Source organism: Mycobacterium neumannii (genome assembly GCF_048452905.1).
In the GTDB taxonomy this organism is placed as follows: Bacteria; Actinomycetota; Actinomycetes; order Mycobacteriales; family Mycobacteriaceae; genus Mycobacterium; species Mycobacterium neumannii_B.
The window spans coordinates 798,142-819,371 of the sequence record NZ_JBCGVF010000003.1; the positions used below are offsets into that span (position 1 = coordinate 798,142).

The 21,230-nt window shown below is 66.9% G+C and carries 23 protein-coding genes; 9 read left to right on the top strand and 14 right to left on the bottom strand.

The window, feature by feature from the left end; all coding sequences use genetic code 11:
* Window positions 1-5: 5 nt before the first annotated feature.
* A complete protein-coding gene (locus tag AAHH99_RS10120) occupies window positions 6-569 on the bottom strand; it encodes a DUF2254 family protein (RefSeq protein WP_418768521.1) in 564 nt (187 codons plus the stop codon).
* Window positions 569-1,216 (bottom strand): DUF2254 family protein, encoded by a 648-nt coding sequence (locus AAHH99_RS10125; protein ID WP_418768522.1) that lies wholly within the window; start codon window positions 1,214-1,216, stop codon window positions 569-571. Before AAHH99_RS10125 ends, AAHH99_RS10120 begins: the two co-directional genes overlap by 1 nt.
* Before the next feature lie 309 nt (window positions 1,217-1,525).
* Between AAHH99_RS10125 and AAHH99_RS10130 the strand changes: the two genes are divergently transcribed.
* The gene (locus AAHH99_RS10130; protein ID WP_418768523.1) at window positions 1,526-2,152 is read left to right on the top strand and encodes a trimeric intracellular cation channel family protein; all 627 of its coding nucleotides are present in this window, start codon (window positions 1,526-1,528) and stop codon (window positions 2,150-2,152) included.
* Between the two features lie 15 nt (window positions 2,153-2,167).
* Here the strand turns inward: AAHH99_RS10130 and AAHH99_RS10135 are convergent, their stop codons facing one another.
* Window positions 2,168-3,445, bottom strand: a complete 1,278-nt coding sequence (locus AAHH99_RS10135; RefSeq protein ID WP_418769583.1) for a lipase family protein — start codon at window positions 3,443-3,445, stop codon at window positions 2,168-2,170.
* A gap of 173 nt (window positions 3,446-3,618) precedes the next feature.
* Between AAHH99_RS10135 and AAHH99_RS10140 the strand changes: the two genes are divergently transcribed.
* Both AAHH99_RS10140 and AAHH99_RS10145 read left to right on the top strand, forming a co-directional pair.
* On the top strand, window positions 3,619-4,305 hold the full coding sequence (locus AAHH99_RS10140) for a DUF899 domain-containing protein (protein ID WP_418768524.1): 687 nt from the start codon (window positions 3,619-3,621) through the stop codon (window positions 4,303-4,305).
* 111 nt (window positions 4,306-4,416) lie between these two features.
* Window positions 4,417-4,761: a heme-binding protein gene (locus AAHH99_RS10145; protein ID WP_418768525.1), complete on the top strand. Its 345-nt coding sequence runs from the start codon at window positions 4,417-4,419 to the stop codon at window positions 4,759-4,761.
* Window positions 4,762-4,841: 80 nt separating this feature from the next.
* Here the strand turns inward: AAHH99_RS10145 and ahcY are convergent, their stop codons facing one another.
* From ahcY to AAHH99_RS10175, 6 genes are all read right to left on the bottom strand, one after another.
* Window positions 4,842-6,299, bottom strand: coding sequence for an adenosylhomocysteinase (gene ahcY, locus AAHH99_RS10150; protein ID WP_418768526.1), 1,458 nt, complete (start codon window positions 6,297-6,299; stop codon window positions 4,842-4,844).
* A gap of 135 nt (window positions 6,300-6,434) precedes the next feature.
* Entirely contained in the window at window positions 6,435-7,085 is a 651-nt protein-coding gene (locus AAHH99_RS10155) for a TetR family transcriptional regulator (RefSeq protein ID WP_418768527.1), read from the bottom strand.
* A 17-nt stretch (window positions 7,086-7,102) separates the two neighbouring features.
* Entirely contained in the window at window positions 7,103-7,282 is a 180-nt protein-coding gene (locus AAHH99_RS10160; protein WP_064394752.1) for a rubredoxin, read from the bottom strand.
* 27 nt (window positions 7,283-7,309) lie between these two features.
* Window positions 7,310-7,471 carry a rubredoxin gene (locus tag AAHH99_RS10165; protein ID WP_064394753.1) on the bottom strand — a complete coding sequence of 54 codons (162 nt, stop codon included), beginning with the start codon at window positions 7,469-7,471 and terminating at the stop codon, window positions 7,310-7,312.
* Window positions 7,468-8,700: an alkane 1-monooxygenase gene (locus tag AAHH99_RS10170; RefSeq protein ID WP_418768528.1), complete on the bottom strand. Its 1,233-nt coding sequence runs from the start codon at window positions 8,698-8,700 to the stop codon at window positions 7,468-7,470. Before AAHH99_RS10170 ends, AAHH99_RS10165 begins: the two co-directional genes overlap by 4 nt.
* A 135-nt stretch (window positions 8,701-8,835) precedes the next feature.
* Window positions 8,836-10,302, bottom strand: coding sequence for an amino acid permease (locus AAHH99_RS10175; RefSeq protein WP_418768529.1), 1,467 nt, complete (start codon window positions 10,300-10,302; stop codon window positions 8,836-8,838).
* A gap of 54 nt (window positions 10,303-10,356) precedes the next feature.
* Here AAHH99_RS10175 and AAHH99_RS10180 point away from each other — a divergent pair, with 54 nt between their 5' ends.
* Together AAHH99_RS10180 and AAHH99_RS10185 are read left to right on the top strand one after the other, a co-directional pair.
* Window positions 10,357-11,727: an FAD-dependent oxidoreductase gene (locus AAHH99_RS10180; protein WP_418768530.1), complete on the top strand. Its 1,371-nt coding sequence runs from the start codon at window positions 10,357-10,359 to the stop codon at window positions 11,725-11,727.
* 43 nt (window positions 11,728-11,770) lie between these two features.
* Entirely contained in the window at window positions 11,771-12,733 is a 963-nt protein-coding gene (locus AAHH99_RS10185) for a DUF808 domain-containing protein (RefSeq protein ID WP_418768531.1), read from the top strand.
* Window positions 12,734-12,738: 5 nt separating this feature from the next.
* On the opposite strand, the gene manA is transcribed toward AAHH99_RS10185, so the two are convergent.
* The 4 genes from manA to AAHH99_RS10205 all read right to left on the bottom strand — a co-directional run bounded on the left by manA (window position 12,739) and on the right by AAHH99_RS10205 (window position 16,957).
* Window positions 12,739-13,965, bottom strand: a complete 1,227-nt coding sequence (manA, locus tag AAHH99_RS10190; protein WP_418768532.1) for a mannose-6-phosphate isomerase, class I — start codon at window positions 13,963-13,965, stop codon at window positions 12,739-12,741.
* Window positions 13,966-13,969: 4 nt separating this feature from the next.
* Window positions 13,970-15,076 (bottom strand): TobH protein, encoded by a 1,107-nt coding sequence (locus AAHH99_RS10195; protein WP_418768533.1) that lies wholly within the window; start codon window positions 15,074-15,076, stop codon window positions 13,970-13,972.
* Window positions 15,073-16,470, bottom strand: coding sequence for a phosphomannomutase/phosphoglucomutase (locus AAHH99_RS10200; RefSeq protein ID WP_418768534.1), 1,398 nt, complete (start codon window positions 16,468-16,470; stop codon window positions 15,073-15,075). The genes AAHH99_RS10195 and AAHH99_RS10200 overlap by 4 nt, the downstream gene beginning before the upstream one ends.
* Before the next feature lie 67 nt (window positions 16,471-16,537).
* Entirely contained in the window at window positions 16,538-16,957 is a 420-nt protein-coding gene (locus AAHH99_RS10205) for a DUF3499 domain-containing protein (protein WP_418768535.1), read from the bottom strand.
* A 157-nt stretch (window positions 16,958-17,114) separates the two neighbouring features.
* On the opposite strand from AAHH99_RS10205, the gene AAHH99_RS10210 reads away from it, so the two are divergent.
* Window positions 17,115-17,537, top strand: coding sequence for a metallopeptidase family protein (locus AAHH99_RS10210; protein WP_418769584.1), 423 nt, complete (start codon window positions 17,115-17,117; stop codon window positions 17,535-17,537).
* 9 nt (window positions 17,538-17,546) lie between these two features.
* Here AAHH99_RS10210 and AAHH99_RS10215 read toward each other — a convergent pair whose 3' ends face one another.
* Window positions 17,547-17,816, bottom strand: coding sequence for a WhiB family transcriptional regulator (locus AAHH99_RS10215; RefSeq protein WP_174522824.1), 270 nt, complete (start codon window positions 17,814-17,816; stop codon window positions 17,547-17,549).
* Window positions 17,817-18,299: 483 nt separating this feature from the next.
* Here AAHH99_RS10215 and cofD point away from each other — a divergent pair, with 483 nt between their 5' ends.
* The 3 genes from cofD to AAHH99_RS10230 are packed head-to-tail and all read left to right on the top strand — an operon-like array spanning window position 18,300 to window position 21,183.
* Window positions 18,300-19,274: a 2-phospho-L-lactate transferase gene (gene cofD, locus AAHH99_RS10220; RefSeq protein WP_418769585.1), complete on the top strand. Its 975-nt coding sequence runs from the start codon at window positions 18,300-18,302 to the stop codon at window positions 19,272-19,274.
* Window positions 19,271-20,650 (top strand): coenzyme F420-0:L-glutamate ligase, encoded by a 1,380-nt coding sequence (locus AAHH99_RS10225; protein WP_418768536.1) that lies wholly within the window; start codon window positions 19,271-19,273, stop codon window positions 20,648-20,650. The genes cofD and AAHH99_RS10225 overlap by 4 nt, the downstream gene beginning before the upstream one ends.
* Entirely contained in the window at window positions 20,647-21,183 is a 537-nt protein-coding gene (locus tag AAHH99_RS10230) for an NUDIX hydrolase (protein ID WP_418768537.1), read from the top strand. Before AAHH99_RS10225 ends, AAHH99_RS10230 begins: the two co-directional genes overlap by 4 nt.
* Window positions 21,184-21,230 lie beyond the last annotated feature (47 nt).

The following is a 21,230-nucleotide window of genomic DNA, read 5'->3' on the forward strand; positions in this document are numbered from 1 at the left end:
CGCCATCAGACGTCGTGTTCGGCCGGATCGGGGGCCGTCTCCCGAGAGATCGCCCGGAGGCGTTCGAGGTCGGACGTGTGAAGGTCGGCTCGGGTGGCCATCGCGTCCATCAACAGCTCGATCTGGCGGCGCAGCGCGGGCACGTACTCCTCGCGGTCCTCATTGTGCGCATGCGCGATGAGCATGCGCAGCACCCGCAGCACGGTGGCCACGACGTTCGGCTGGCCCACCGAGCTCTGGCGGATCTGGTCGAACGCGTGCGCGACGTACTCCTCGTGCGACAGGTCCCACGGGCGAAGGAGGATCGTGTCGTCGGGTCCGCGCACCGCTGGCGGCGGCATGTCAGCCGTCAGCAGTTTGCGCATCATGCTGCCGAGGTGCAGCACCACGTCGGCCGCGGTGGTCGGGTCGTTGATGGCGGGGCTGAGCGCACGCAGGGCGATGTCGACCAGTTGGCGAATGCCGAAGTCGACGTCCTGCTGCATGGTGCGGATGTCGGCCACCTCCACCGTTGACATCAGCTTGCGCTCGACGCGGTCGGGATCGGCCGGCTTGGGCCACAGGGTCATCAGACCGTCAGGTGCTCGCCGGTACCCGGTGCCGGCGGGTGCGGGGCCGGTGTCTCCATACGCGTCGGCCGCGCCTGCTCGTCGATGACGGTGTCGGCCTCCGCGGCGATGGTGCGCACCACCTCCCCCACCTGGAGGCCATAGGCCAACCGATTGAGGTAGGCGATGATCAACAGCACCGTCACCACCGCCAGCACGACCGCCGCCGTCATCGACACCCGCGGCGCGTTCGACATCGGGTCCCCGCTGATATGGCGAAGGGTCAGCACACAGAACACGAAGGTGCCCACCAGCAGGCCTATCACCAACTGGCTGAGCCGGTCCCGGATGAACGACCGCATCACCCGGGGGGAGAACTGGCTGCTGGCCAGCTGCAGGCTGACCACCGTAAGCGAAAAGACCACCCCGGCGGTCGTGATGGTGGCGCCGGCGACGGTGCTCAGTAACCACGTTGCCGCATTGCTGTTCATCTCGAGCGTCAACGGCAGCGAAGTGTCCACGCCGACGACGTCGTCGAGATAGGCAGCCAGTTCCGCGGCCGCGATTCCTATCACCAGGACAAGCGCGGGCAGCGCGAAGAGGCTTTCGCGGCAGTGGTAACGGGCGGTGGCGAAGCGCAGCGCCGACGGTCCGCCGAAGGGACGCATCATACCGTCGTGTACCTGATGCGTTGTGCGCCATGCCATTTGCCTGGGACAGCTGCGCCCTTGCTGCGCTCCCAGGGGCCGAGTGGTTGGAGAGCGACGCGACAAGGCGGCGTCGCGCCGCCTCCGACCGAAGGACGGATCGTGAGGGTCGTCATGGTTCTCCCGGTGTAAACAGAATGCCTTCGCCTACCTGGAGTTCCGGCTGCCGGTGTAGAGCGCCTCCTGCCAGTCCGGCACCCGTGGCAGCCCACTAGGACCGCGCCGACAGCATCCTGCGAGCCGGGCATGGCCTCGGGTATACACCAAGCGATGTCCACCGAAACGCCTCTGCTGCTGGTGCTTGACCTCATCGGCACGTTCGCGTTTGCTGTCAACGGCGCGCTCGTCTCACTGCGCGCGACGCGTCTGGACATCTTCGGCGTCGTCACCGTCGGCATGCTCACCGGCCTGGGCGGTGGCGTCATCCGCGACATCCTTCTCGATTCACTTCCGCCTGCGACCTTCGTGGACTGGCGTTATCTGGCCGTGGCAGCCGGCGGCGGCGTCATCGCGTTCGCCCTGAGTCCTGCCTTCGAGCGGTTCACGATGCCCCTCACCATCGCCGATGCCGTGGGGCTGAGCGTGTTCGCGGTGCTCGCCGCCTACAAGGCGCTGAACCTCGAGTTCGGCGTCCTTCAAGCGGTCATCGTCGGCACCATCACCGCCGTGGGCGGAGGAACCATCCGCGATGTGGCGATCGGGCAGGTGCCCACGGTGTTCCGCAGCGAGCTCTATGCGATACCGGCGATGACCGGCGCGGCCTGCGCGGCGATCCTCCACGGGCTCGGCGTCGAGAGCATCGCGGCGACGCTGAGTGCCGCGGGGGTGTGCTTCGTGATCCGCATCGTGGGCGTGCGGTTCGATCTCCACGCGCCCCGTCCCCCTTGGCAACGTTGAGGCCTACTGGCCCAGTCAGAACCGCCCGCAGTTAGACGCTGTCGGCACACCCTTGAATCGGTCCGCGATCCACTGCATGGCGGGTTCACCGTCGACCAGCATGGGCAGGCCGTGGTTGACCATCGCCTTATTGAGGAACGGCGGTTGCTCGTTGGTGCGCGCCTCGACGTCTGCGCCCTGGGCACACCAGTCGCGACCCATCTGCATCGCCGGCGCCCACGGGACCAGCGGGTCGTACCGGTTGGCGTTGATGAGTACGGGCGCATTGGGTTTCGTGCGACCCAGCTTCTGCTCGTCGAACAGCGACTTGAACGGCTCCTGCTCGACGAGTTCGAAGATGTTCTGATTGAAGTAGGGCTGCAGGTGCCGGAACATGAACTTCGTCAGCGTCTCTGCGACGCACTGGTCCTGCACCTTGAAGAGCATGTCGGCGCCGCGCGGTGTCAGCGTCGCCTTGATCGCCGCCTCGTGTTCGGGGTAGGCCGTCATCACCCCGTTCAGCGCATAACCCACCGCTCCGATCAGCATGCTGCCGTCGATGAACGGGAACAGCGCCTTCAGGTCGGCGGGCGGCGCCCCAGCGTAGGAACCGACCACGTCGAGTTCGGGGGCGTAGCTCTCGGCCATCTCCGCGGCCGATGCCGCCGCGCCCCCGCCTTGTGAGTAACCCCAGAACGCCAGCGGGCCGTCGCGGGCCAGCGAGGTGCCGGGCAGGTTCTTGGCGGCGCGGGCGGCGTCGAGCATCGCGTGGCCCTGCGACACCCGGTTCGCGTAGGTGTGCAGCCCCGGGGTGCCTAGGCCTTCATAGTCGGTCATGACGATCGCGAACCCGCGCGCGACCATCGTCGCGACGAACAACTCCTCGTAGTTGAACGCGATGTCGAGGTACGGCGACCAATGAATGCCCTGATTGAACTGCCGCGACGGCGCGCACTGGTCGCCCTGGCCCTGGGTGCCCGGACCGTAAACGATCAGCGGGCGCGGCCCGCCGAACGGCCACGGCGCGTGCGGTTCGAAGTACGTGCCGGTGACGACGTTCGGGTTTCCCCTAGCGTCGTTGCTGCGGTACATGATTCGTGTGCCGTCGGCCATGATCATGCCGAGTTGGCCGGACGGTTCGAGCACCAGGCGCGAGGGCTCCGTGCGAACCAGATCGCCGGGCTTGCCCGGCGGCAACGGATCCGGCGGCGTGTAGAACGCCTGGTATTCGTCCTCGTTGAAATAGGGGTGGTGATGGTCGACGGTCGGGTCGTCGGCCGCCGCAGGCACCGGGGTCCCGAAGGAAACGACCATGAGGGCAATCGCGATTCCGACGATGCGACCCACCGATCGGACGTTAGCAACGAAAATCGTTTCATGAGGCCTGTTTCCGGCTCAAGCCTCGCGCCATGGCGGTCGGGCGATGAGTTCGGGCGCCGGCGCGGGTCTCCTTAGCCGAACCCTTTGGTGACGAGGAGGCAGTGGGTATGACGACTCATGCGGTCGGGACGCGTGAACAGTGGCGAACGGCGTACGAACGACAGCTGGCCAATGAAAAGGAGCTGACCCGCAGGGCCGACGAGCTGGCAAAGGAGCGGCAGGCACTGCCGTGGGTGCGCGTCGACAAGCAATACGAGTTCGACACCACAGCTGGACGTCGCACGCTCGCCGAGCTGTTCGACGGCAGATCACAGTTGATCGTGCGCCACTTCATGCACGGGCCCAAGACCCCCGAGGGCTGCCCCGGGTGCACGTTCGAGACCGACAACCTGGTCGGCGCGGCACCGCACCTGGCGCACCGGGACGTCACGTTCATCCTGTCGTCGCGCTCGCGGTTGCCGGCGTTGACCGCGTACAAGCAGCGGATGGGCTGGGACATCGAGTGGGTGTCGTCCGGCGACAGCGATTTCGACGCCGACTTCTTCGGGTACATGCATGTCCCGACGCCGCGCCGCAACTTCGGGTCGGGCAGCGGCAGCATGCTCGACGTCATGGAGCTGATGGCGCTGAGCTGCTTCGCGCTGGAGGACGGCGTCGTCTACCACACCTACTCGACCTACGACCGCGGCACCGAAGCGCTTAACGCCACCTGGCAGCTGTTGGACCGGGCGCCCAAAGGCCGCGGCGAGGATTTCTCCGGCTGGCCGCGCAAGCGCGACGAGTATCCGGCGTAGCGCCGCTTGAGGCTTGCTGCACGCCTCCTGTGAACCTGCTTGGGAGGCAGCGCATCAGCCATCGCCCGGTTCCACACTGGCAGTCACACCCTGACCGAAGGAGCCCGTCAGATGTTCGGAACCCGTAGGGCGTACCCGCTCTCGTTGGCCGTCGTGGCCGGCGCCGCACTGTTCGGCTTGTCCCCGTTGGCCAACGCCGAGCCGGCGAACTGCACCAGCGCCGATCTAGAAGGCGTCCGCGCCGGGGTCGACGCGTCAACGTCGGCCTACTTATTCACCCATCCTGACCTCAACGGCTTCATGAGCACCCTCAGAGGCATGTCGCGTGAGGGGGTGGCCGAGCAGGTGAAGGGATACATGGCCAGCCATCCGCAGGAGAACGCCGAGATGGCGGGTATCCGGCAGCCGCTGATGGATCTGAAGAACCACTGCGGGGGATTGGACCCGACACCCTGAACCACTGCAGCACAACCCGTCCGGGGCCCCGAGAAACGAAAGCCCCCGGCACAGGATGTGCCGGGGGCTTTCGGGTGAGATCAGTAGCGGTAATGCTCGGGCTTGTACGGGCCCTCCACGTCGACTCCGATGTACTCGGCCTGCTCCTTGGTGAGCTTGGTCAGCTGACCGCCGAGTGCCTCGACGTGGATCTTGGCGACCTTCTCGTCGAGGTGCTTGGCCAACCGGTACACCGCGTTGTCGTACTCGTCGTTCTTGGTCCACAGCTCGATCTGGGCGATGACCTGGTTGGAGAAGCTGTTGCTCATCACGAACGACGGGTGCCCGGTCGCATTACCCAGGTTCAGCAGCCGGCCCTCGGACAGCACCACGATCGACTTGCCGTTGTCGAAGATCCACTGGTCGACCTGCGGCTTGATGTTGAGCTTCTTGGCGCCCGAGCGCTCGAGGGCGGCCATGTCGATCTCGTTGTCGAAGTGGCCGATGTTGCCCAGGATCGCCTGGTCCTTCATCGCCCGCATGTGCTCGAGGGTGATGATGTCTTTGTTGCCCGTCGAGGTGATGACGATGTCGGCCTCGCCGATGGCCTGCTCGACGGTGACCACGTCGAAGCCGTCCATCAGCGCCTGCAGCGCGTTGATCGGGTCGATCTCTGTGACCGACACCCGCGCGCCCTGGCCTGCCAGCGACTCCGCGCAGCCCTTGCCGACGTCGCCGTAGCCGCAGATCAGCACCTTCTTCCCGCCGATCAGCACGTCCGTGCCGCGGTTGATGCCGTCGATCAGCGAGTGTCGGGTGCCGTACTTGTTGTCGAACTTGCTCTTGGTGACCGAGTCGTTGACGTTGATCGCCGGGAACGGCAGCTCACCGACGGCCTCGAACTGGTAGAGGCGCAGCACGCCGGTCGTCGTCTCCTCGGTGACGCCCTTGACCGACTCTGCGATCTTCGTCCACTTCGTCTTGTCGGTCTCGAAGCGCTCGCGCAGCACCCCGAGGAAGACCTTCCACTCCGCCGGATCGTCGTCCTCGGCGGGCGGGACCACACCCTGCTTCTCGTACTGTGCGCCGCGCAGCACCATCATCGTGGCGTCGCCGCCGTCGTCGAGGATCATGTTCGCCGGCTCGCCTTCCCAGGTGAGCATCTGCTCGGCGGCCCACCAGTACTCCTCGAGCGTCTCGCCCTTCCACGCGAACACCGGGGTGCCCTTCGGCTCCTCCGGGGTGCCGTGCGGGCCGACGACGACGGCCGCTGCGGCATGATCCTGGGTGGAGAAGATGTTGCACGACGCCCAGCGGACTTCGGCACCCAGCGCCGTCAGCGTCTCGATCAGCACCGCCGTCTGCACGGTCATGTGCAGCGAGCCCGAGATCCGCGCGCCCTTGAGCGGCTGCACGTCGTGGTACTCCTCGCGCAGCGCCATCAAACCGGGCATCTCGTGCTCGGCCAGGCGGATCTCCTTGCGGCCGAAGTCGGCCAGTGACAGGTCGGCGACCTTGTAGTCGATCCCGTTGCGGGAGTCGGCCTTCAGCTCAGTCATGTAGAGCCCCTTTTCATTCGTCATTGCCTATGAGCGCACAGATGTGCGCACGGCGACATCCATGTAGACATCCAAAGCCTGCGGGCTCGCGGGACAGGCGCTTGTGCGGTGAAACCGGCCGTGGCGCTCTGACAGCTAAGGAATATCGATAACACCGTAGCGTTCGGCGAAGGGCGTCATCAATCGGGCCAGGTCACGGGCCACGTCGTGCCCCCGGGCGGGCGATGCGCTGGGGTCTGCTTCCGGCGGCATCGAGACGTAGCTCATCGCGAGCCGGACGATGGCCCTGGCCAGCACTCCGGCATCCTCTTCGCTGGTCTTCACCCAGCTGTCGACGAACGTCTGCGTCAGCCGCCGACTGCAGTGGATGATGATCGGACCGCTGTCGGTGGTGATGAGCTGCAGCAGATCGGGCTTGGCCTCGCCGGTCAGCAATGAGATCACCAGCGGGTCGGCTGCCGACTCGGCGAAGAAGTCGCGGAAGCCCTGGCTGAACGCGGCGAAGACGTCGCCGACGTTGCCCGCGATGGCGTCGTCGATCTGGTCGACGAGCCGGTCGGCCAGGCGCATCGCGTATGCCTGCGCCAGCCCCTGGCGCGAGCCGAACTCGTTGTAGATGGTCTGCCTGCTGATGCCTGCCGCCTTGGCGACGTCGGCGAGGGTGATCGCAGACCAATCGCGGGTGAGCAGCAGTTCGCGCATGCCGTCCAGAATGGAACCGCGCAGCAGCACCCTCGACGCTTCGGCATACGGGATGCGCTGCGCGGTCCGGCGCGGGCTGTTCACACGCGCGAGACTAGTCGTCACGGACGCGCGACCTCGACCATCTCGAAGTCGGACTTGGCCGCGCCGCAGTCCGGGCAACTCCAGTCATCGGGAATGTCGTCCCAGCGTGTACCCGGGGCGATCCCGTCCTCGGGCCAGCCCTTCTCCTCGTCGTACTCGAATCCGCACTGCACGCAGACGAATAGTTTGTAATCCATCTTTAGTTCCTTTTCTCGTGTTGAGGGTCATACCGGTTCGAAGTCGACCTTCTCCCGCACGGCACAATCGGGGCAGCACCAGTCGTCGGGAATCTCGCTGAACGGTGTGCCGGGTGAAAAACCCTCCCGCGGTGCGCCTTTGGCTTCGTCGTAGACGTAGTCACAACCCGGGCAGCGGTAGGCGGTCACTGGACCGTCCCCGCGTACCGGGCCACCGCCTTGTCACGCACGCGAGGGTGGATGTTGACCCGCGCGATGTCGCCGTCGTAGTGGTCGAGCACCCGATGATCCATCACCTTGCGCCACAGCGGCGGGAAGTACGTCAGCGCGATCATCGACGCGTAACCGCTCGGCAGGTTCGGCGCGCCCTCCATGCTGCGCAGCGTCTGGTAGCGGCGGGTCGGGTTGGCGTGGTGATCGCTGTGGCGCTGCAGGTGATACAGGAACAGGTTTGTCACGATGTGATCGGAGTTCCAGCTGTGCGCCGGCGCGCAGCGCTCGTAACGGCCGGACTCGAGTTTCTGGCGCAGCAGCCCGTAGTGCTCGAGATAGTTGACCGTCTCCAGCAGCGTGAAGCCGAACACCGCCGAGATGACGATGTAGGGAATCAAGGCCCAGCCGAAGACCGCGATCAGCGCGCCGTAGAAGACGGCCGACATCGCCCAGGCGTTGAGGACGTCGTTGGACCAGTACGTTCTTGGATCCCACGTACTACGCCCGCTGCGCTCGAGCCGCTTGGCCTCCAGCTCCCACGCCGACCTCAGTGATCCGAAGACGCTGCGCGGCAGGAACTCCCAGAACGTCTCACCGAAACGGGCCGATGCGGGGTCCTCGGGGGTCGCGACGCGGACGTGGTGTCCGCGGTTGTGCTCGATGTAGAAGTGGCCGTAGCAGGTCTGCGCCAGCGTGATCTTCGCCAGCCACCGTTCCAACGAGTCCTTCTTGTGCCCCATCTCGTGGGCGGTGTTGATGCCGACTCCGCCGAGCAGGCCGACCGACAGCGCCAGGCCGATCTTGGCGGGCCAGCCCAGTCCCCCGTCGAAGCCGAGCCAACTCAGATCCGACGCGGTGAACAGATAGGCGCCGACGATCACGCTGGCGTACTGGAACGGGATGTAGGCGTAGGTGCAGTAGCGGTAGTACTTGTCGTTCTCCAACCGCTCCATCACCTCGTCGGGCGGGTTCTGCCCGTCCGGCCCGAACTTCAGATCCAGTGCAGGCAGCAGGATGTAGAGCAGGATCGGCCCGATCCAGAACGGCACCTGCGCGGCGGTGTGCCAACCCCACTGGTTCAACGCCCAGACCAGCGGCAGCATGACGAACAGCGCCGTCGGCGCGATCAAGCCCATCAGCCACAGGTAGCGCTTCCTGTCCCGCCACTGTGCGATGTCCGGTTCCGCTGTCGTCTGCGTGGTCATTGCCAGCCTCCTGAAGTGCATGCCATCACGTCTGGACTTGACTATAGAGCGCCATTTGTCTGCTGTCTAGACACAAGCGCACTATTTGTAAAGCAGCCTTGGCACGCGACGTCTCGCTAGCTCAGGTGAGGCGGGCTAAGCCGCGAGTGTCTGGCTTTCGCGGCGGCCGAGCACCGAGTGACGGCGGCCGTAGAGGAAGTAGATGACGACACCGATCGCCATCCAGATCAGGAAGCGGATCCACGTCAGCGCGGTGAGGTTCAGCATCAGCCACACGCACGCCACGATCGAGGCGATCGGCAGCCACGGCACCCCCGGGGCGCGGAAGCCGCGTTCCAGATCGGGCCGGCTGCGGCGCAGTGCGATCACACCCGCGGACACCAACACGAACGCGAACAGCGTCCCGATGTTTACCATTTCCTCGAGCTTGTCGATCGGGAACACGGACGCGGTGATCGCGACGAGCACCCCGACGATCAGCGTGATGCGCACCGGCGTGCCGTGGCGCCCGGTCTTGGCCAGCGGGCGGGGCAGCAAGCCGTCGCGGGACATCGCGAACAGCACGCGTGTCTGGCCGAGCACCAGCACGATCACCACCGTGGTCAGGCCCGCGAGCGCGCCGATCGAGATGACCTTCGCCGCCCAGTCGATTCCGTTAGCGGTGAACGCCGTTGCGAGGTTGGCCTGCTCCCCCGCCTCGCGCAGCTCGGTGTAATGCACCATGCCGGTCAACACGAGAGCCACCGCGACGTAGAGCACCGTCACGATGCCGAGCGAGGCCAAAATGCCGCGTGAGACGTCGCGCTGCGGGTTCTTGGTCTCCTCGGCGGTGGTGGCCACGATGTCGAACCCAATGAACGCGAAGAACACGATCGAGGCCCCGGCGAGCAAGCCGTACCAGCCATAACTGCTGCCTTCGGCGCCGGTGAGCAGTGAGAGCAGCGACTGGTCCGTGCCGCTCCCGCCCTCGCCCGGTTGGGCCGGCGGTATGAACGGCGTGTAGTTCGCGGCCTTGATGTAGAACGCCCCGACGGCGACCACCAGCAGCACCACCGCCACCTTGATCACCGTGATCACCAGGCTGACCCCCGCGGAGAGCTTGGTGCCCAAGGCCAGGATGGCGGTGACGAACACGATGATCAGCAACGCGCCCCAGTCCAGCTGCAGCATGCCGAAATCCGCAGTGCCACCGCCGAACTCGAACACCTCACCGAGGTAGCTGGACCACCCCTTGGCGACCACGGCGGCCGCGACCGCGAACTCGAGGATCAGGTCCCATCCGATGATCCAGGCGACGAACTCTCCGAACGTCGCATAGGAGAACGTGTAGGCGCTGCCCGCCACCGGCACAGTCGAGGCGAACTCGGCGTAGCACAGGGCCGCCAGCCCGCAGGCGATCGCGGCCAGCACGAACGAGATCGAGATCGCCGGGCCGGTGAGATTACCGGCGGTCGAGGCGGTGATCGTGAAGATGCCCGCGCCGATCACGACGGACACCCCGAACACCGCGAGGTCCCACCAGTTCAGGTCCTTGCGTAAGCGGGTGTCGGGGTCGTCGGTGTCGGCGATCGACTGCTCCACCGACTTCGTCCGCCGAGCCATCGCACGTCCTCCTGTTGGGTCCGTTCCGGCAATCTACCGAGTACCGTGCACCCAATGGGGCGGAGTTATAAACACGTGGCCGTCATCGGGGGCAGTCTCGCGGGCATGTGCGCGGCCAGGGTGCTCTCGGACGTCAGCGATCGGATCACTATCTACGAACGCGACGATCTGCCCGCCGATCCCGCCAACCGCGCGGCCGTGCCGCAAGGCCGCCATGTCCATCTGCTGATGGCCCGCGGTGCCGAGGAGTTCGAAAGCCACTTCCCCGGCCTGCTCGCGGACATGGTGGCCGACGGGGTGCCGATCCTGGAGAACCGGCCCGACTGCATCCACTTCGGCGCGGCCGGCCATGTGCTCGGTACCGCACACCGGTTGCGTGACGAGTTCACCGCCTACGTGCCCAGCAGGCCGCAACTCGAATGGCAGATCCGCAAGCGGGTGAAGGACATCGACAACGTCGACTTCGTACACGCCGGCGTCGTCGAACCGATCTACGACGCGGTGCGGGAGACGGTGACCGGCGTGCTGCTCGATTCGGGTCAGATCGTCGACGCCGATCTGGTGGTCGACGCCGCCGGCCGAGGCACCCGCCTGCCCGCGTGGCTCGAGAAGTGGGGTTACGCGCGGCCGGTCGAGGAAACGGTCGATGTCGGCATCGCCTACGCCAGCCACCAGTTCCACGTCCCTGAGGGCCTACTGGCCGAGAAGGTCGTGGTCGCAGGTGCTTCACGAGAACAACCGCTCGGCATCGGCATGCTGTTCTACGAGGACGGCAACTGGAACGTCACAGCCTTCGGTGTGGGCAAGGTGCCGCCGCCACAGACCGTCGAGCAGATCCTCGACCTGGCCGACGAGGTCCTGCCACCGCACGTGTCGTCCGCGCTGCGCCAAGCCACCCCGCTGGGCGAGATGGCGTTTCACCGGTATCCGACGAGTCGGTGGCGCCGCTACGACACCCTGGAACGCTTCCCGGAAGGCATCATCCCGTTCGGCGACGCCGTGGTCAGCTTCAACCCGACATTCGGCCAGGGTATGACCATGACCGCGATCCAGGCCGGCAACCTGCGATCCGTGCTGGCATCCGGGGATCCGGACGTGGCCGGTCGGCTCGCGAAGGCGACGGCCAAGACGACGTGGCCGGTCTGGGTGATGACGGCCATCGGCGATCTTTCGCTGCACAATGCGACCGGCAAGTCGAAGTGGTGGTACAAGCCGGTCGGCGGGCTGTTCGACCAGTTTCTCGGCGCCGCGGAGACCGATCCCGTTCTCGCCGAGTGGTTTCTGCGCCGGTTCAGCCTGCTCGACAGCCTCTACATGGTGCCGTCGCCGCGGCTGGTGGGCCGCACCATCCGGCACAACCTGCGGTTGTGGCTGGCCGAGAAGCGGACGGCCAAACAAGCGGCCGCGGTGCCTCAGTCGGCGTGAACCGGGCGCGAGCGGGTAATTTCTTGGCCATGACGAGGACGCGATGAGCGCAGGACTGTTCGGGCTTCTCGACGACGTCGCGGTGCTGGCGCGCATGGCCGCCGCATCGGTCGACGACATCGGGGCCGCCGCGGGCCGGGCGACCGCCAAGGCCGCGGGCGTCGTCGTCGACGACACCGCCGTGACGCCGCAGTACGTTCACGGGCTGGCCGCAGAGCGCGAACTGCCGATCATCAAGCGCATTGCGATCGGTTCACTGCGCAACAAGCTGCTGTTCATCCTGCCCGCCGCGCTGCTGCTCAGCCAGTTCCTGCCGTGGCTGCTGACACCGCTGCTGATGCTCGGCGCGACGTATTTGTGCTACGAGGGCGCCGAGAAGGTGTGGGGCCGGATACGAGGCCACGACCACCACGCCGCGCCCGTCGCGGAGGCGGGCGAGGACGCCGAGAAGTACATGGTGACGGGTGCCATCCGCACCGATTTCATCCTGTCGGCCGAGATCATGGTGATCGCGCTCAACGAGGTGGCCAACGAGGCGTTCTGGCCGCGGTTGATCATCCTCGTCGTCGTGGCCTTCGTGATCACGATCGCGGTGTACGGCGTCGTCGCCGGCATCGTGAAGATGGACGACATCGGTCTCAAACTCGCTCAACGCAGTTCGAAGTTCGCGCAGAAGATCGGCCGTGGCCTGGTGGCCGGAATGCCCAAACTCCTTGCGGCACTTTCAACGGTCGGCACGGTCGCGATGCTGTGGGTAGGCGGCCACATCCTGCTGCTGGGAACCGACGAGTTGGGCTGGCACCTGCCGTACGGCCTCGTGCACCACCTCGAGGAAATCGTCCACCATGCCGTCGGCGGCATCGGCGGGGTGCTGGCGTGGCTGGTCAACACGGCCGCGTCGGCAGTCATCGGCCTCGTGGTCGGCGCCATCGTCGTCGCGGTGACCCATGGGCTGCCGTTCGGCCGACGGAAGGGCGTCGAGGACGTCGTCGACACCGCCCACTGAGCGCGCTAGATTCCGATCGTGGCGCGGAACAGCTTCGTCGGCTCCGTGGCCGCCAGTCGGATCGGCCCCTCGTCGGCGGGCACCCACGCCGCAGATCCCCGATTCATCGTGACGGTGCCGCCCTTGGCGTGCACCACCGTCGAGCCCTCGGCGCACAGCAGCAGCTGCGGACCGTCGTGCCGCGTGGGCGCGTCGATCTCATAACCGAGCCTTTCGGTGTCGATGTCCAGAATCGACAGCGAAAACTCCTGTGCCGGTGTGCGGTACACCCATTCGATGCCGTCTTCCACCTTCTCGGGACGAACCACCACGTCCTCGGCGGGCGTGAAGTCGAGCACCCGCAACAACTCCGGGACATCGACGTGTTTGGGTGTCAGCCCGCCACGTAACACGTTGTCGGAGTTGGCCATCACTTCGACGCCGACACCGCTGAGGTAGGTGTGCAGGTTGCCCGCAGGCAGATAGATGCCTTCGCCGGGGCTCAGGGTGATGCGGTTGAGGAGCAGGGACGCCAGCACACCGGCGTCACCGGGATACCGCTCGCCGAGCTCGAGCACGGTCTTCGCCTCGGCTGCAAATTCGTCTCTGCCCGAACACACGTAGTCGATGGCCCCGTCGATCACCGCAGGGACCAAGACATCGAGATCGGGTTGCGGCGCGGTGATCCAGGTCGTGAACAGCGCGCGCAGTCCGTCGCCGTCCGGCTGGCCGGAGAGCAGGTTGACGAACGGATCGAGATCGCTGACCTCGAGCGCACGCATCAACTCGATGGTCCGTGCCACCGGCCGGAAACCGGCGAGCGCCTCGAATGGCCGCACGGCGACGATCAATTCGGGCTTGTGGCTGGGATCGCGGTAGTTGCGGTCGGGTGCCGAGACCGGGATGCCGAGCCTGTTCTCCCGTTCATAGCCCTCGACCGCCTGCTCGGCGCTGGGATGCGCCTGCAGCGACAGCGGCTCGTCGGCGGCCAGCACCTTGACCAGAAACGGCAGCGCCTCACCGAAGCGCGCGCAGACCGCCGCGCCCAACTGCCCCTCGGGATCGTCACGCAGCGCATCCAGCAGCGAAAGCTCACCGGCTTCGGTCTCCAACATGGCCGGGTCACCGGGATGAGCGCCGAACCACAGTTCAGCCTCGGGATGTGCTGTGGGACTGGGCTTTCCAGTGAACTCGGCAATGTCCGTGCGCGAACCCCAGGCATAGGTTCGCACCGCTCCGCGTAGCAAGTGCACTTGGCTAACCTCGAACTAGTTTCAGGTAGACGGCGGTCATCTCCAAGCGGACGGCGAGCATGGCCAGCTGTTGTTCCATGCTGCCCGCCGTCGACGCGTCCGGCACCGCTGCTGCCTCCGGCAGTTCCGGTACGTCCTGGGCGCTGATCACATCGACATCGTCCAGATCCGCGGCCCTGGCCGCGACGATTGGCTGCTCGGCATCGGTGGTGAGCACGAATGTGCGCATCCGCCGGGGAAGCGGACCGTCGATCTGTTCGTCGTGGAACATCGACTGCTCCCGGTCCGCCGCCGACGTGCCCCCCATGCCGCGCCGCAGCACCACGAGCGCATCGGCGAAACCGGCCGCGGCCACGACCCGATGGGCGATGCGCAACATGGTGGCCGCGCAGTGCCGGGCCATCGCCAGCGTTGCCGCGCTGTCGCCGGCCAGCACCACTTCGCGGTCCGTCATCCGTTCGGCCAGTGTCTTGGCCGGATTGGTGAACAGCTCGCGGTTCGCGCTGTTGCGAAGCGCCTCGGCGTCGAGTTCGTCGGCCATCGCGTCGAGATCGACGTGCATGGTCGGATCGACGACGTCAAGCGTGGCCAGGCCTGCGGCGAGGTAGCGCACGAACCCGAACTCGTCGGGCACCCGCACCCTTGGCGACAGCACCGCAGCCCGCCCGGCCGCGACGTCGCGCAGCGGCCCTTCATACGGCGCGGCGACCACGATGCGCGCCCCGCGACGCACTCCGGTGGCGGCCGCGTTCACCAGAGCGGGATCGCCGGGGTCGTCGCCCGCGACGACCAAGACATCCAATGGGCCGATCCACGGCGGCACCTCGGAGGCGACGACGATAGGTGCGGCCACCGATCCGCCCCATGCGGAAGCGAGCAGCGATCCGGCGGTCTCCGCATTGCCGCGACCGGCCACCCAGATCAACGTCCGCGGTGTCCCGTCGGTGCGCAGCGAATCGAGTTCGCCCTCCGCGAGCGCGGCGGCGGTGGCGCGAACCTGGGCGCCTGCCATCGACGCGGCGCGCAGCAGGCCGTCGCGGTCGGCACCGAGTAGGGCGTCGACGTCGTCGAGGTCGATGGTTACGGCCGAAGAAAACGGCCCGGTGGTCACGTGACCACCTCGGAGTTGGACGGGAGTCGCCCACGGACGGTGTCGGAGACCTGTCCGACGATCTGGCCGACCTCGTCGGTGGTGCGGGCTTCGACGTTGAGTCGCAGCAGCGGTTCGGTGTTGGACATCCGCAGGTTGAACCAGGTGCCCTCACCAAGGTCGACGGTCACACCGTCGAGGTGGTCGATGGCGTGGATCCGGTTGCCGAACGATTTGAGCACCTCGTCGATGCACCGCTCGGCGTCGGTGACGGTGAAGTTGATCTCGCCGGAAGCCTCGTAGCGCTGATAGTCGGCCATCATCTCCGACAGCGGCCGGTGTTGTTCGCCGAGCGCGGCCAACACGTGCAGGGCGGCCAGCATGCCGGAGTCGGCGCCCCAGAAGTCGCGGAAGTAGTAGTGCGCCGAATGCTCTCCGCCGAAGATCGCACCGGTCTCGGCCATCAGCGCCTTGATATAGGAGTGCCCGACGCGGCTGCGGACCGGTGTACCGCCGCGCTCCGTCACCAGTTCGGGCACTGCCCGTGAGGTGATCAGGTTGTGAATCACCGTGGCGCCGATCTCCCTGCCGAGTTCCCGCGCGGCGACCAACGCGGTCACCGCTGACGGCGAGACCGGATGCCCTTTCTCGTCGACGACGAAACACCGGTCGGCGTCGCCGTCGAACGCCAGGCCGATATCGGCGCCGGTCTGCAGGACGAAGGCCTGAAGATCAGTCAGGTTCGCCGGATCCAGCGGATTGGCTTCGTGATTGGGGAACGTGCCGTCGAGTTCGAAGTACAGCGGCTCCAGCGTGATACCCGAGATCGGTCCCAGCACCGCGGGCGTGGTGTGGCCTGCCATCCCGTTGCCCGCATCGACGGCGACCTTGAGCGGTCGCAGGTCGGCAAGGCTCACCAGCGAGCGCAGGAACTCGCCGTAGTCGGACAACACGTCGCGGTCGCTGATCGTGCCGTGCGCACCGTCGTAGCCGGGGACGCCGACGATGACCTCTTCGGCGATGGTCGACAGGCCGGTGTCCTTGCCCACCGGTTTGGCGCCGGCGCGACAGAGCTTGATGCCGTTGTAAGCGGCCGGGTTGTGGCTGGCGGTGAACATCGCGCCGGGGCAGTCCATGAGGCCCGACGCGAAGTACAGCTGGTCGGTCGAGGCGAGTCCGATCCGCACCACGCCGAGGCCCTGGGCGGTCACGCCATCGGCGAACGCGTCCGCCAGTGCGGGTGAGCTGGCCCGCATGTCGTAGCCGACGACCACCTGCGAGGCGTCGCCTCGGACGAGGCGGGCGAAGGCGCCGCCCACGTCGGCGACGAACGGCTCGTCGAGTTCCGTACCGACCAGGCCGCGCACGTCATAAGCCTTGATGACGCGATGAACCGCCGCGGCGGGCCGGGACATTAGGACTCCTTGTGACACGGACTACTACTGGCGCCAGCCTAACGGTCCGGCCAGACGTGCACGTCGTCTAGTCGGTGGGGTCCGGCAGCACCCGCAGATGGCCTCGGCGGCGGCCGTTGGACTCGGGTCGCCTGGCTGGCGGCGCCATCAGCGAGCCCCCGGGTGCACCGGTCACGGGGTCGGAGAATCCCGTCGCCAGCCGGTTGATCGGGGGAGCGACGTCGCGCCCCTCCCGGACCGCATCGGCCAGCGCGACGAGATCGTCTTCGTCAGGATGTGAAGGCAGCGGGCCGGCATGCCGCACCAGTTCCCACCCGCGGGGCGCGGTGACGCGGCCGGCGTGCACGACGCACAGGTCCCATGAATGCGGTTCGGCCACCGTCGCGAGGGGGCCGACGACCGCCGTGGAGTCGGCGTAGACGAATGTCAGCGTCGCGACCGCATAGTGCGGACACCCGGGCCGGCAGCAGCGACGGGGAACGTTCACAGCGGAAGGCTATCGTGGCCGCACTCCGCATGCCGCCGGACACGCGCAGCCTGCCGACGGCCGATCTCGAACCGTTACGATCCAGTTCATCGCGCACGAAAGGAGCACCCAAGCGGTGGCCAAGCGTGGACACATGCGCGCGCGCCGGGGTCGCGGGATGCGCGGGCCGTTACTTCCCCCGACGGTGCCGGGCTGGCGCAGTCGCGCCGAGAGGTTCGACATGGCGGTGCTGGAGGCCTACGAGCCGATCGAGCGGCGCTGGCAGGACCGGCTGGTGACACTGGACGTCGCGGTCGACGAGATACCACGCATTGCGCCCAAGGATCCCGACAGTGTGCAGTGGCCGCCGGAAGTGATCGCCGACGGGCCGATCGCGCTGGCCAGGCTGATCCCGGCGGGCGTGGACGTCAGGGGGAACGCCACACGCGCGCGAATTGTGCTGTTTCGCAAGCCAATCGAGCGGCGGGCCAAGGATTCAGTCGAGCTCGAGGAGCTGCTGCATGAAATCCTGGTGGCTCAGGTCGCCACATATCTGGGCGTCGAGCCTTCCGTCATCGACCCGACGATCGACGACGACTGACCTCGCGGCTCAGATGATTCCGCGCTTGAGGCGGCGACGCTCGCGCTCGGAAAGGCCGCCCCAGATCCCGAAGCGCTCGTCGTGTGCCAACGCGTAATCCAGGCAGGCGTCGCGCACCTCGCAACCCTGGCAGATGCGCTTGGCTTCGCGCGTTGAGCCGCCCTTCTCCGGAAAGAACGCCTCGGGGTCGGTTTGGGCGCACAGCGCCTTCTCCTGCCAGAGTTCGTCCTCCGGTGTCAGTGCCGGCGCCACATCGATCGGGTCGGGCACCAAACTCAGCTGGGGACGCCGCGGCGTCTCAACCGGTGCCGGTTCCGAATGGGCGTGCGGCGCGCTGTCTACTGAGCCGAAGACTCGGCTGTCGAACCGAACCAGACGATCGAAATCGCCGAACTCAAAAGACATCTTCCGCCTCCTCACCTGGTCTCGTTGATCCCCTATAAGTGGCCCGCAGAAATGCGGAACACTTCCAATTCGAACAAGTGATCGAATCTCGGTCTGCGGCACCGGAACCGGATGGCCTACCGGGAAATGACACTGCTGTGATTACACACGCGTCAGTCGCCCTGGTCAAGCTCTAGAACAGGAATTCATACCATTCCGTGATCGAAATACGGCGAGTCGTAACCTCGGCGTGTCCATCACACTCCCGCGCACCGGCCCGACCGCCACTCCTGCCCGTACCGGATTCGGTCGAACGGCCTACGCTCGGTCGATGTGAAGGTCACCGTACTGGTCGGCGGCGTCGGCGGCGCCCGCTTCCTGCTTGGCGTGCAACATCTGTTGGGGCTTGGGCAATTTGGCGGCGCTAAAGGTACTGCTGGGACTGATGATACTGCTGAGCACGAACTGACTGCAGTGGTCAATGTGGGCGACGACGCCTGGATGTTCGGTGTGCGGATCTGTCCCGACCTGGACACCTGCATGTACACCCTCGGCGGTGGTATCGATCCCGAACGCGGCTGGGGACATCGCAACGAAACCTGGCATGCCAAGGAGGAACTCGCGGCCTACGGCGTGCAGCCCGACTGGTTCGGCCTGGGCGACCGGGACCTGGCGACGCATCTCGTGCGCAGCCAGATGTTGCGCGCGGGCTATCCGCTTTCGCAGGTGACCGAGGCGCTGTGCGCGAGATGGGCGCCCGGGGCAAGGCTGCTGCCCGCCAGTGACGACCGCAGCGAAACCCACGTCGTCATCACCGATCCCGGACCCGGCGAGTACGCCGGCGAAAAACGCGCCATCCACTTTCAGGAGTGGTGGGTGCGATACCGGGCGAAGGTGCCAACGCATAGCTTCGCCTTCGTCGGCGCCGAGAAGACCACCGCCGGACCCGGCGTCGCGGAGGCCATCGAAGCCGCCGACGTCGTGCTCATCGCGCCCTCCAACCCGGTGGTGAGCATCGGCGCGATCCTCGCCGTACCCGGTATCCGCGGCGCGCTGCGTTCGACACCGGCGCCGGTCATCGGCTACTCCCCGATCATCGGCGGAAAGCCGTTGCGTGGCATGGCCGATGAATGCCTGTCGGTGATCGGCGTGCCGAGCACGTCCGAAGCCGTCGGCAGGCACTACGGAGCGCGCTCCGGCGTCGGGATCCTCGACGGGTGGTTGGTGCACGAGGGAGACAACGCGGCAATCGACGGTGTCGACGTGCGTGCGGTGCCACTGCTCATGACCGACCCCGAGGTCACCGCCGAGATGGTTCGCGCCGGAATGGATTTGGCAGGCGTGAAGCCATGAGCGGCGACCATGGCTCAACGGCGCCGCCGAGCGCCGACCATGGCTCGGCCGACGCGGTGGAGCTGCTGCCCATTGCGGGGTTGCCCGAGTTCCGTCCCGGTGACGACCTCGCTGCTGCGATCGCCGAGGCCGCGCCGTGGCTGCGCGACGACGACATCGTCGTGGTCACCAGCAAGGTGATGTCCAAGTGCGAGGGCCGCATCGTCGACGCGCCGATCGATCCCGAGGAGCGCGACGTCCTGCGGCGCAGGCTCATCGACGCCGAGGCGGTCCGCGTGCTGGCGCGCAAGGGCCGCACGCTGATCACCGAGAACGCTATCGGCCTGGTTCAGGCCGCCGCAGGTGTCGACGGCTCCAACGTCGACTCCGCCGAACTCGCGCTGCTGCCAACCGATCCGGACGCCAGCGCCGCGGCACTGGCGTCGGCGCTGCGCGAGCGGCTCGGCGTGACGGTCGGCGTCGTCGTCACCGACACAATGGGTCGGGCCTGGCGCAACGGGCAGACCGACGTGGCGATCGGCGCGGCCGGCGTGACCGTGCTGCACGGGTACGGCGGTTCGGTCGACCGGCACGGCAACGAACTGATCGTCACCGAGATCGCGGTCGCCGACGAGATCGCCGCGGCAGCGGATCTGGTCAAGGGCAAGCTGACCGACATCCCCGTCGCGGTGGTGCGCGGGTTGCGGCTGTCCGACGACGGTTCCACCGCGCGCCGGTTGGTACGGGCGAGCGAGGAGGACCTGTTCTGGCTCGGCACCGAGGAGGCCATCGCGCTCGGCAGGATTCAGGCGCAGCTGCTGCGCCGGTCGGTGCGGCAGTTCACGGCCGAGCCCGTGAACCCCGACCTCGTGGAATCCGCTGTCGCCGAGGCTCTCACTGCGCCGGCGCCACATCACACCCGACCGGTGCGGTTCGTGTGGTTACAGGATTCCGCCCGACGGAAGGTGCTGCTGGATCGGATGAAAGACAAATGGCGCGCCGACCTCACCGCCGACGGGCGTGCCGTCGACACCGTCGAGCGTCGCGTCGAGCGCGGCCGGATCCTCTACGACGCGCCGGAAGTCATCATCCCGTTCCTGGTGCCCGACGGTGCGCACGACTATCCGGACGCCGGCCGCACGGCCGCAGAGCACACGATGTTCACCGTCGCGGTCGGCGCGGCGGTGCAGGCGCTTCTGGTGGCGTTGGCGGTGCGAGGTGTCGGCAGCTGCTGGATCGGGTCGACGATCTTCGCCCCCGACATCGTCCGTGAGGAGCTCGACCTGCCCGGCGACTGGGAACCGTTGGGCGCGATCGCGATCGGCTACGCGCAGGACGGGACGCCGTCCGGCCCACGGCCTCCCGTGCCGACCGACGGACTGCTGGTGCGCAAGTGAGCCTGCACGCATCGGCGGTCGAGATGCTGTGCCGTTGGCGCGCACCGGATCCCGCACAGGACACCCTGCGGCACGCAGTGTTGGCGTTCCTGGCGGCCCGACCCGACGGTTGCCTGCGAGAATGCATTCCGGGCCACGTCACCGGGTCGGCCCTCGTACTCGACCACACCGGGACCCACGCACTGCTGACACTGCACCCGCGGTTCGGGCGATGGCTGCAACTCGGCGGCCATTGCGAGCCGACCGATTCCGACGTCGTGGCGGCCGCGCTGCGAGAAGCCACCGAGGAGTCCGGCATCGAGGGTCTCACGGTCGACCCGACCATGGCCGCGCTGCACGTCCACCCCGTCACGTGCTCGCTCGGAGTGCCGACCCGTCACCTCGACATGCAGTTCATCGTCCACGCGCCCGTCGACGCCGAAATCGCCATCAGCGACGAATCTTTGGACCTGCGGTGGTGGCCGCTGGACGCGCTACCCGAGGATTGCGATCTCGGTCTCACGCAATTGGCGGCGGCCGCCCTCGCCAGGTGATTTCGGTGTCATCCGTTGCGCTCAGCGTAACCAACGACACCGAAATC

Excerpts from the sequence above, each read along its gene's own strand:
- AAHH99_RS10160 (WP_064394752.1), bottom strand. The coding sequence starts at position 7,282 with ATGGATTACAAACTATTCGTCTGCGTGCAGTGCGGATTCGAGTACGAC.
- AAHH99_RS10180 (WP_418768530.1), top strand. The coding sequence starts at position 10,357 with ATGGGGCGGAGTTATAAACACGTGGCCGTCATCGGGGGCAGTCTCGCG.
- AAHH99_RS10125 (WP_418768522.1), bottom strand. The coding sequence starts at position 1,216 with ATGCGTCCCTTCGGCGGACCGTCGGCGCTGCGCTTCGCCACCGCCCGT.
- AAHH99_RS10130 (WP_418768523.1), top strand. The coding sequence starts at position 1,526 with ATGTCCACCGAAACGCCTCTGCTGCTGGTGCTTGACCTCATCGGCACG.
- ahcY (WP_418768526.1), bottom strand. The coding sequence starts at position 6,299 with ATGACTGAGCTGAAGGCCGACTCCCGCAACGGGATCGACTACAAGGTC.
- AAHH99_RS10140 (WP_418768524.1), top strand. The coding sequence starts at position 3,619 with ATGACGACTCATGCGGTCGGGACGCGTGAACAGTGGCGAACGGCGTAC.
- AAHH99_RS10200 (WP_418768534.1), bottom strand. The coding sequence starts at position 16,470 with ATGTCCCGGCCCGCCGCGGCGGTTCATCGCGTCATCAAGGCTTATGAC.
- AAHH99_RS10145 (WP_418768525.1), top strand. The coding sequence starts at position 4,417 with ATGTTCGGAACCCGTAGGGCGTACCCGCTCTCGTTGGCCGTCGTGGCC.
- AAHH99_RS10175 (WP_418768529.1), bottom strand. The coding sequence starts at position 10,302 with ATGGCTCGGCGGACGAAGTCGGTGGAGCAGTCGATCGCCGACACCGAC.
- AAHH99_RS10120 (WP_418768521.1), bottom strand. The coding sequence starts at position 569 with ATGACCCTGTGGCCCAAGCCGGCCGATCCCGACCGCGTCGAGCGCAAG.
- AAHH99_RS10210 (WP_418769584.1), top strand. The coding sequence starts at position 17,115 with ATGCGCGGGCCGTTACTTCCCCCGACGGTGCCGGGCTGGCGCAGTCGC.
- AAHH99_RS10135 (WP_418769583.1), bottom strand. The coding sequence starts at position 3,445 with ATGGTCGTTTCCTTCGGGACCCCGGTGCCTGCGGCGGCCGACGACCCG.
- AAHH99_RS10225 (WP_418768536.1), top strand. The coding sequence starts at position 19,271 with ATGAGCGGCGACCATGGCTCAACGGCGCCGCCGAGCGCCGACCATGGC.
- AAHH99_RS10185 (WP_418768531.1), top strand. The coding sequence starts at position 11,771 with ATGAGCGCAGGACTGTTCGGGCTTCTCGACGACGTCGCGGTGCTGGCG.
- AAHH99_RS10170 (WP_418768528.1), bottom strand. The coding sequence starts at position 8,700 with ATGACCACGCAGACGACAGCGGAACCGGACATCGCACAGTGGCGGGAC.